The 8,130-nt window shown below is 37.4% G+C and carries 4 protein-coding genes; 2 read left to right on the top strand and 2 right to left on the bottom strand.

Annotated elements, in window-relative coordinates; translation table 11 throughout:
* Window positions 1-2,640: response regulator (locus ABXH34_RS16200; protein ID WP_353572927.1), on the top strand; the 2,640-nt coding region annotated here is incomplete at its 5' end.
* 217 nt (window positions 2,641-2,857) lie between these two features.
* Here ABXH34_RS16200 and ABXH34_RS16195 read toward each other — a convergent pair.
* Complete coding sequence (locus ABXH34_RS16195) at window positions 2,858-5,185, bottom strand: two-partner secretion domain-containing protein (protein ID WP_353572926.1); 2,328 nt, start codon at window positions 5,183-5,185, stop codon at window positions 2,858-2,860.
* A gap of 500 nt (window positions 5,186-5,685) precedes the next feature.
* On the bottom strand, window positions 5,686-6,714 hold the full coding sequence (purM, locus tag ABXH34_RS16190; RefSeq protein ID WP_353572925.1) for a phosphoribosylformylglycinamidine cyclo-ligase: 1,029 nt from the start codon (window positions 6,712-6,714) through the stop codon (window positions 5,686-5,688).
* A gap of 297 nt (window positions 6,715-7,011) precedes the next feature.
* Here purM and ABXH34_RS16185 point away from each other — a divergent pair, with 297 nt between their 5' ends.
* The gene (locus tag ABXH34_RS16185) at window positions 7,012-8,121 is read left to right on the top strand and encodes an RNA-guided endonuclease InsQ/TnpB family protein (protein WP_353572924.1); all 1,110 of its coding nucleotides are present in this window, start codon (window positions 7,012-7,014) and stop codon (window positions 8,119-8,121) included.
* Window positions 8,122-8,130 lie beyond the last annotated feature (9 nt).

Genomic DNA, 8,130 nt, shown 5'->3' with positions numbered 1-8,130 from the left:
GATACTATTTTATTCCAACAAGCCTTATATCATGCACTTGCGGGTTTAGTATTAACTGTTTCTATCGGATTAATTACCTTTCAAACCCTTTACAGTACTTATGATTTAAAAGATCAAGTTTTGACCCGTTTGCAAAATACCGCGAATCGTAATGTTGTTTCCATGGTTAATCAATGGTTTGATAACGAAATGTATAGGCTACAAGCATTAGCCGATCAAGTAAATAATTTAGGATTTGGGCGTTACGATACTTTACAGACCATGACCAAAATGACTTATCAAGGCAGCCCTAATTTGTTGCATGTCTACGTAGCGGATGACACCGCAACTGTTGTAAATACCGCACCGTTTTTAAATGATAAAGGCCATTCTTGGCGTGGCATGAATTTTTATGAACAGCCTTATTTTGCCCAATTACTCAGCAATATGCAGCCTGTTATATCAGATGTATTTATGGGACGAATTGGCACACCAAAGCCTGTTTTAACAATTAGTGTTCCCATTATCAAGCAACATGCACTATATGGTTATGTGCAAGGTGAGTTAAATTTAGAGCGTTTAGAACAACATTTACTCAGCAAATCACAAGATACCGATTTAGTTTTAACTTTATTGGATCGAAAAGGCAAGGTCATTGCGAGTTCTGATATTACTCAAAAACCATCTCATACTTTTACCCGTCATCAAACGGGCGTACAGCAATTGATCGATAATAAAACAACGTTTTGGATGCCTGAGACTGAAGATAAAACACCGCTAACTAAATGGAAGCATGGTATTTATATTTATAGAATTAATTTGAATAATACACTGGGTTGGGAATTAATTGTCGAATTGCCACTTGCACCATATAATGCCAATTTATATAAACTTTATGGGCAAAACCTTGCCATTATGCTTGCCATCTTATTGGCCACAATTCTACTTTCACGTTTTCTGAGTCAGAAAATTGTACGTTCTTTAGAGCGATTATCAGTGATTACGACACAGCTTTCAAACCAGTCTATCCAGTTAGAAAAAATTGATTGGCCACATAGTAAAATAAGTGAAATCAATCTATTAGTTGATGGCTTCAATACTATGTCGCATTCGTTACAGGATAAAATGCATAAATTGGAAGAAGCCAATGCAGCCAAAAGCCAGTTTGTTGCCAATATGAGTCATGAACTGCGCACGCCGATGAATGCCATCATTGGTTATAGTGAAATGATGCAAGAGGATATGCAAGATAATGAGGCCTTAGTTGATTATGAATCGGATATTAAGAAAATCCATTCTTCAGGAAAGCATCTATTGAATTTAATTAATGAAATCTTAGATATTTCTAAAATTGAAGCTGGCAAAATGGAGTTGTATCAAGAGACTTTCAATTTAAATAATTTAATTAATGAGGTGGTGGTGACGGTTGAGCCTTTAGTTCAAACCAAACATAATCATTTAGAAGTGAATTTAGATAAACGGATGAATGAAATTCATGCTGATTTGACTAAATTGCGCCAAATGTTATTTAATTTATTAAGTAATGCGTCTAAATTTACTGAACAGGGGACTATCCGTTTAAGTACCCGCATGGAAATTGATACGCAGGAAAAAAGCTGGGTTAATATTAGTGTTGCGGACCAGGGAATAGGTATGACCGATGCGCAGATTAAAAAATTATTTGATCCATTTACCCAAGCGGATAAATCAACCACGCGCAAATATGGCGGCACAGGATTGGGATTAACTATTACCAAACGCTTTGCCGAAATGATGAATGGGACGATTCAGGTTGAAAGTCATTATGGGCAAGGCAGTGAATTTACGATTCGGATTCCTACCAATATTGGCACACCAATTCTAGGTGATCTATCACAGATTCCGCAGGCAGGTGAAAATAATCAAATTTTGGTGATTGATGATGATCCAATGACATGTGAATTATTGTCAGAACATTTGCGAAATTTAAATTATGAAGTACAAGTTGCACATAGTGGTGAGCAAGGTTTGGCCTTAGCTAAACAACTACTGCCGTATGCGATCACTTTGGATATTCAAATGCCTGATATGGATGGCTGGACTGTATTATCGACCTTAAAAACGGATGATAAACTGAGTCATATTCCCGTTATTATCACATCTATGGTTGAAAATCGCCGTTTTGGCTATGCTTTAGGTGCAGCCGATTATTTAGTAAAACCTGTAGAAAAATCACAATTAAATCATGTGTTATCCCGTTATCAATCTCATTCTGAAACCAGTGGCAGTTATCACATTCCACAAATTTTAGTGGTAGATGATGATTCTGTAACAAAAGAAGCTTTAGTCGGTGCTTTGGAATATTCAGGTTGGCATGTGTTGGAAGCCAGTAACGGTGCGCAGGCATTGGACATTTTAGAACAACATACACCTGACCTGATTTTGTCAGATTTATCAATGCCTGAAATGGATGGTTTTGAATTAATTGGATATTTACGAACTAATCCAAAATGGTGGTCTATCCCCGTTGTTATATTAACCGCCAAAGAAGTGAATCAATCAGAGTTAACTATGTTAAATCAATGTGTTGAAAATGTATTTATGAAAGAAACTTATCATCAAGCTGATTTATTAGCAGAAATTGAACGACAATTGCAGCATCATGAATCATCTGATGGATGATAAGGGTGCAATGGGATGAGTGAGCTATCGTTAGAAGAATTCAGATTAAACAACCGTTTTTAGTTAGGTTTTTATCTTTTTTCCACACAGCGTGTTATTACCATGAAGTTAAGGATTAAAACCAGAATTTATTTTTTTCGTTCCACGCATTGCGTGGAATGTGTCTTGATATTTTTTGTGGACGCTGGTGCGTCGTCACAAGTTAAACTTAGTTAGGTTAACGATGAAAACCACACCGAGCTAAATCAGCTAAATGATGCTTAAACAAGGAAAATTCTTGACGAGTATAGCTGGGTTGCCAATCTTCTAAATTTGAATATTGCCCTGAAAAAGGCAGAACAATAAAAGAGTAGTCTAACTGGAACTCTGTTGGCAATTGGTCGGCAATGCGGACTTTGCATATATCGCGAGTATTTGTATTGAGTACCGCAAATTTAGGGGTAAACACTAACGCCGCCTCGTTAAAGTTAACATCAGGAGCTTGAACATTAATTATGCCATCAATGCCTTGTTCAGAGGAAGCGCTGACTCGGGTATCATCTGATGCAATTAAATTATGGGCTTTGATCGAAATATTTCCCCCATTACCACCCAGTGCTTGGGCTAAAATTAACCCATGATTTGAAACGAGGTAAGTTGGGTATTCAATGCGGACATCCCCTCCATCACCATTTGATGCTTCAGCACTGGCTAAAACCTGAGCACTGCTAAATAAAGCGATTCCGTCGACATTTAATGAGACATTGCCACCACCACCACGTAATGCTGTTGTTGAAATATTGGTTTTATTAAAAAACAAAAGATCGCTACTGATTTCCACATTACCTGCGGAAGCATTGCCTCTCGCTGCAGAAATGAATAAGCCTCTATCTGTTTTTAATGAGTCCTCTATATCTAAATAAACAACGCCGCCATTTCCTTCAGTTAACACACTGCTGCTAAACACAAAATCTTTAATATCTGCATTGTTTGCCTGAACAAATACGCCGCCTGTATTACCTTGTATCGTTTCAGAGGTCAATAAAAAAGTATCTGCTTCAAGTTTATCTGTTAATAAAAAAATAGCACCACCATTCCCAGTACCATAAGAATCACCTGTTAGTTTTGCTACATCTAATGAGTTAAGCTCATTTAATTTATCGAGAAAAGCTTGCTGCTCTTGTTGTGTTTCAGCATTTTTAGTTAATTTAAATAAATCTGCTGTTGTTTTTTTTAAAATACCCGCATCATCACCTTGTAATTTAATAGATTCGGTTGCCTGTATCCAAATTGCGCCACCGCTCCCTGAACCTTTACTACGGGTACTCATAAAACTATTTTCCATTGTGAGATTTTTAGTAAATAAAATAATACTGCCCGCATACCCTTCATCTGTGGTGTCGACACTCATTCCACTATTGTTGAGTAGACTGATACGCTCATCAACAAAACCTAATATACCGCTACCAAACCCTGTACCTGATATTTTTTGACCAATAATCTGACTTTGGTGATCTAAAATCAGTTCATCTGAAAACAGCCAAATATAATTTCCTAAACTCGCAATCGTTTGGTTTTCATAAGCATTTGCAATGATACTACTTTGATTATCAAAGCTTATTTTTTCTGCTTGTAGGTAAACTAAACTTACACTATTGCCTTCACTATCAGCAATTAAGCGTGAGTTTTCATCAACTGTAATATCGCCCCATTTTTCACCATCAAAATCAATTAAGACTTTTTTGGGGTCTTGTGTTGTTTTAAATAGAGGAATTGGATTACTGGGATCACTTTCATCCGTGATGAGTAAGCCTTCGTCGTTACCAATTAAACTAAGTAAGCCAGCAGAATCAACGCTTACAAGTGCAATGCCACTGCTTAAGCTAAGGCCATCATCATCCGAGATAGTTTCTTTGGAAATATTGGTTTTAGGAATACCAAGAGTAGAAATATTTGCGCCGCTTGTCACGTGGATGTCCCCAGCAACAGCAGCAAATAAATAACCTCTCGTCACTTCCAACTGGCTACCATTAATTGTTAAAGGCGCAATATCATTATCTAAAAAGCCAAATGCGGCAGGCTCTGCAACCGTTAATAAGGTGTTTTCTGGGTGGGTCGCGCTAAACTCACCGATGCCATCACCAAATTCTTCAGCTAAATACAGTGTATCCGCAGTAGAAAAGAATACCGTGCCATTGATATCCAGTTGTGCATGTTCTCCAAAAATAATGCCGTTGGGATTCATAAAATAGAATTCAATATCATTAACCCCACTGCTACGTAACGAACCATTTAAAAATGAAGCTTGTTCACCCGTAACCCGAGAAATAATATATTCTAGTTGTTCAGAACCGAAAAAAGTCGCGGTTTCACCTGAATTGAGGTTAAAGGTTTCAAAACTGTGGAATACCGTGTTATTGACTTGTTGGCCTAAATTGGAGGTGATTTGATAATCAGGGGCATTGAGTTGAACTTGTTGGCCTAATGTACCATCAGTGATAATGTCAGCCAATAATGCTGAGGGGAAAATAAACAGATATAGCAATGAGTAATATATTTTATTCATAAGGTTTTGAAGTTTTTACCGCTTAACTAGCGCAAGAAATCCTCAATGATTTGAGAACATGCAGAATGATCCGAGCATAAGATATCGGCAGGATGATGTCATAAATCAATGCTTAAAGATGATAAACAGGGCATTTGTTAGTGTGAAATTCTAATCTGTTGTTTATTATAGACGAAGAATCATCAACAAGTTGTTGTTAAGGCGTAGCAAATGGATGTTTTTATAGGTAAATCGATTATTCAATCCGTTATTTTTAGAATATGTTTATGTGAAGTATTCATTTTGTACGTAGCAATGGTTGGTTTTTCTGTAGAATACAATGCAAACTGAAGTCGATTTTAGTATTTGAAAATAAAGGGGTTATTGCGAATAAAACGCCTGATTTTGAATCAATTCCTTTTTAAGATTTTTCTGGTGATCTTGTGATATGAAATCTGCGTTTCACAATTGCCAGCTCCACAACAGCCAGCAATCTGAAAAGTTTATAATGACAATATTATTTAATCAATAATGCAGTCTTGTTTGTCATTGGCGATGATTTCACCAATTTCCCATACGGTTTCGCCAGCAGCTTGTAAGGTTTCAATCGCTTGGGCTTTGTCTTCTTGTGCCACACAAACCGCCATTCCAATGCCGTTATTAAATACACGGTACATTTCGATGGATTCAATTTGTCCTTGTTCTTGCAACCAATCAAAAATAGCAGGACGTTGCCAATGTTGGGCTAATAATTTAGCGGCCATATTTTCGGGTAAAACACGGGGAATATTTTCGGTTAAACCTCCGCCTGTAATATGTGCCATCGCATGAATATTAATCGCTTTTTGTAGTTCTAATAAGGGTTTAATATAAATTCGCGTTGGAGCTAATAGGGTTTCACCTAGCGTACTATCGGCAAAAGGCATGTTTAAATCGGCTTTGACCGTTTCTAAAATCTTGCGTACTAGGGAGTAGCCATTGGAGTGAGCACCGTTTGATGCTAAACCTAAAATGGCATCTCCGATTTGTACTTGTGAGCCGTCAATCACATTGTCTTTTTCTGCTACGCCGACACAAAAGCCTGCAATATCATAATCACCCGCTGCGTACATTCCGGGCATTTCAGCGGTTTCACCACCGACTAAAGCCATTCCCGCTTGTTCACAACCTTGTCCAATCCCTTTGACTACGGCTTCTGCAACATCAATATCTAAAGTCGCGGTTGCGTAATAATCAAGGAAAAACAGTGGTTCAGCACCACAAGTCACAATATCATTGGCACACATTGCAACTAAATCGATACCAACGGTGTCATGTTTGCCTAGTTCAATTGCTAAACGTAATTTTGTACCCACGCCATCGGTACTGGAAACAAGAACCGGTTTTTTATAGCGATCTGTTGGAATTTCAAAAAATGCGCCAAAGCCACCAATGCCGCCTAATAGGCCATTGCGTTGGGTTTGTTTTGCAATCGGTTTAATCCGTTCAACGAGTTGATTACCTTTATCAATACTAACGCCAGCGTCTTCATAAGTCAGGGAGTGTGCCATTGAATTCTTCAGTCAAAGTGAAACAATCGAAATATTATAAACGATATCGAGAGTTGACAACAGTTAGGGAGCATTGAGAAATATTTGTAAATTAAGGAATTCAGCTAAGTTAGGGAATAATTTTGGGAATTGATTCACATTATGAAAAAAATGAGGTGGTTTGAATGGCAAGGGTTAGATAGCAGCTATTGAAAACTTATTCATACTTATCTATACCTAGTCAATATGAGTAAATTATTAAGTATTTCAAAGGCGGCTATTGAAAACATCAGTATACTTTACTAAACTAATTTAATAATGATTCTTGCTCACAAAATAGAACTCAAACCAAATAACAAGCAGCGCACCTACTTCGCAAAAGCCAGTGGGACGGCACGTTTTGCTTATAACTGGGCATTAGACCAATGGCAAAAGCAATATCAAGCCCATAAAGAAAACCCAGATTTACCTAAACCAACTCAAGGTGGATTACGCAAACAATTGAATGCGATTAAACGTATTGAATATCCTTGGATGTTAGAAGTCACCAAAAATGCGCCACAAATGGCAATTATCCGATTAGGCGAGGCGTTTAAACGGTTTTTCAAAAGACAGGCAAGTTATCCAAAGTTTAAGAAGAAAGGTGTTCACGATTCATTTACCATAACTAATGACCAGTTCTTGCTTAATGAATCTTTAAATCGTATCAGAATTCCTAACTTAGGTTGGGTATGTTTGAAAGAATCGCTCAGATTTAGCAGCAAAATATTGTCTGCAACTATTTCACGACAAGCTAATAAATGGTTTGTTAGTATCAGTGTTGAAACAGATGATTTATCCCACTTACACAAAGCTGAAAATCAAGGCATTGTCGGTGTGGATTTAGGTATTTCATCTTTGGCAACACTGAGTACAGGTGAAGTGGTCACTGGTTCTAAACCATTAAAAAAATTGCTTCCTCGACTCAAAAAGCTATCAAGGAATTTGAGCAAGAAGCAAAAAGGTTCTTCTAATTGGCACAAAGCCAAAGCAAAACTTACCAAATTACACGCTAAAATAAGTAATATTCGTAAAGATACCTTGCATAAATTGACCAGTAATTTAACCAGACGGTTTTCAGTAATTGGCATTGAAGATTTGAATGTCAAAGGCATGTTATCAAATGGTAAACTAGCACGACATATTGCAGATATGGGCTTTTACGAGTTCAAGCGACAATTGGAATACAAAGCGCAAATGCGTGGCAATCTGATTGTGATAGCTGACAGATGGTATCCATCATCAAAAACCTGTTCTGTCTGTGGTGCAATCAAACAAGATTTAACTTTGAAACACAGAATATTTAAATGTGAATGCGGTCATACTCAAGACCGTGACTTGAATGCGGCTATCAATTTAGCCAATTATGCGGTGAGTTACACCGTCTAAGCCTTTGGA

The organism is Candidatus Albibeggiatoa sp. nov. BB20 (genome assembly GCA_016744725.1).
In the GTDB taxonomy this organism is placed as follows: Bacteria; Pseudomonadota; Gammaproteobacteria; order Beggiatoales; family Beggiatoaceae; genus Albibeggiatoa.
Note: the sequence above shows the minus strand (reverse complement) of the source record. Positions and strands in the feature narration are given on the sequence as shown.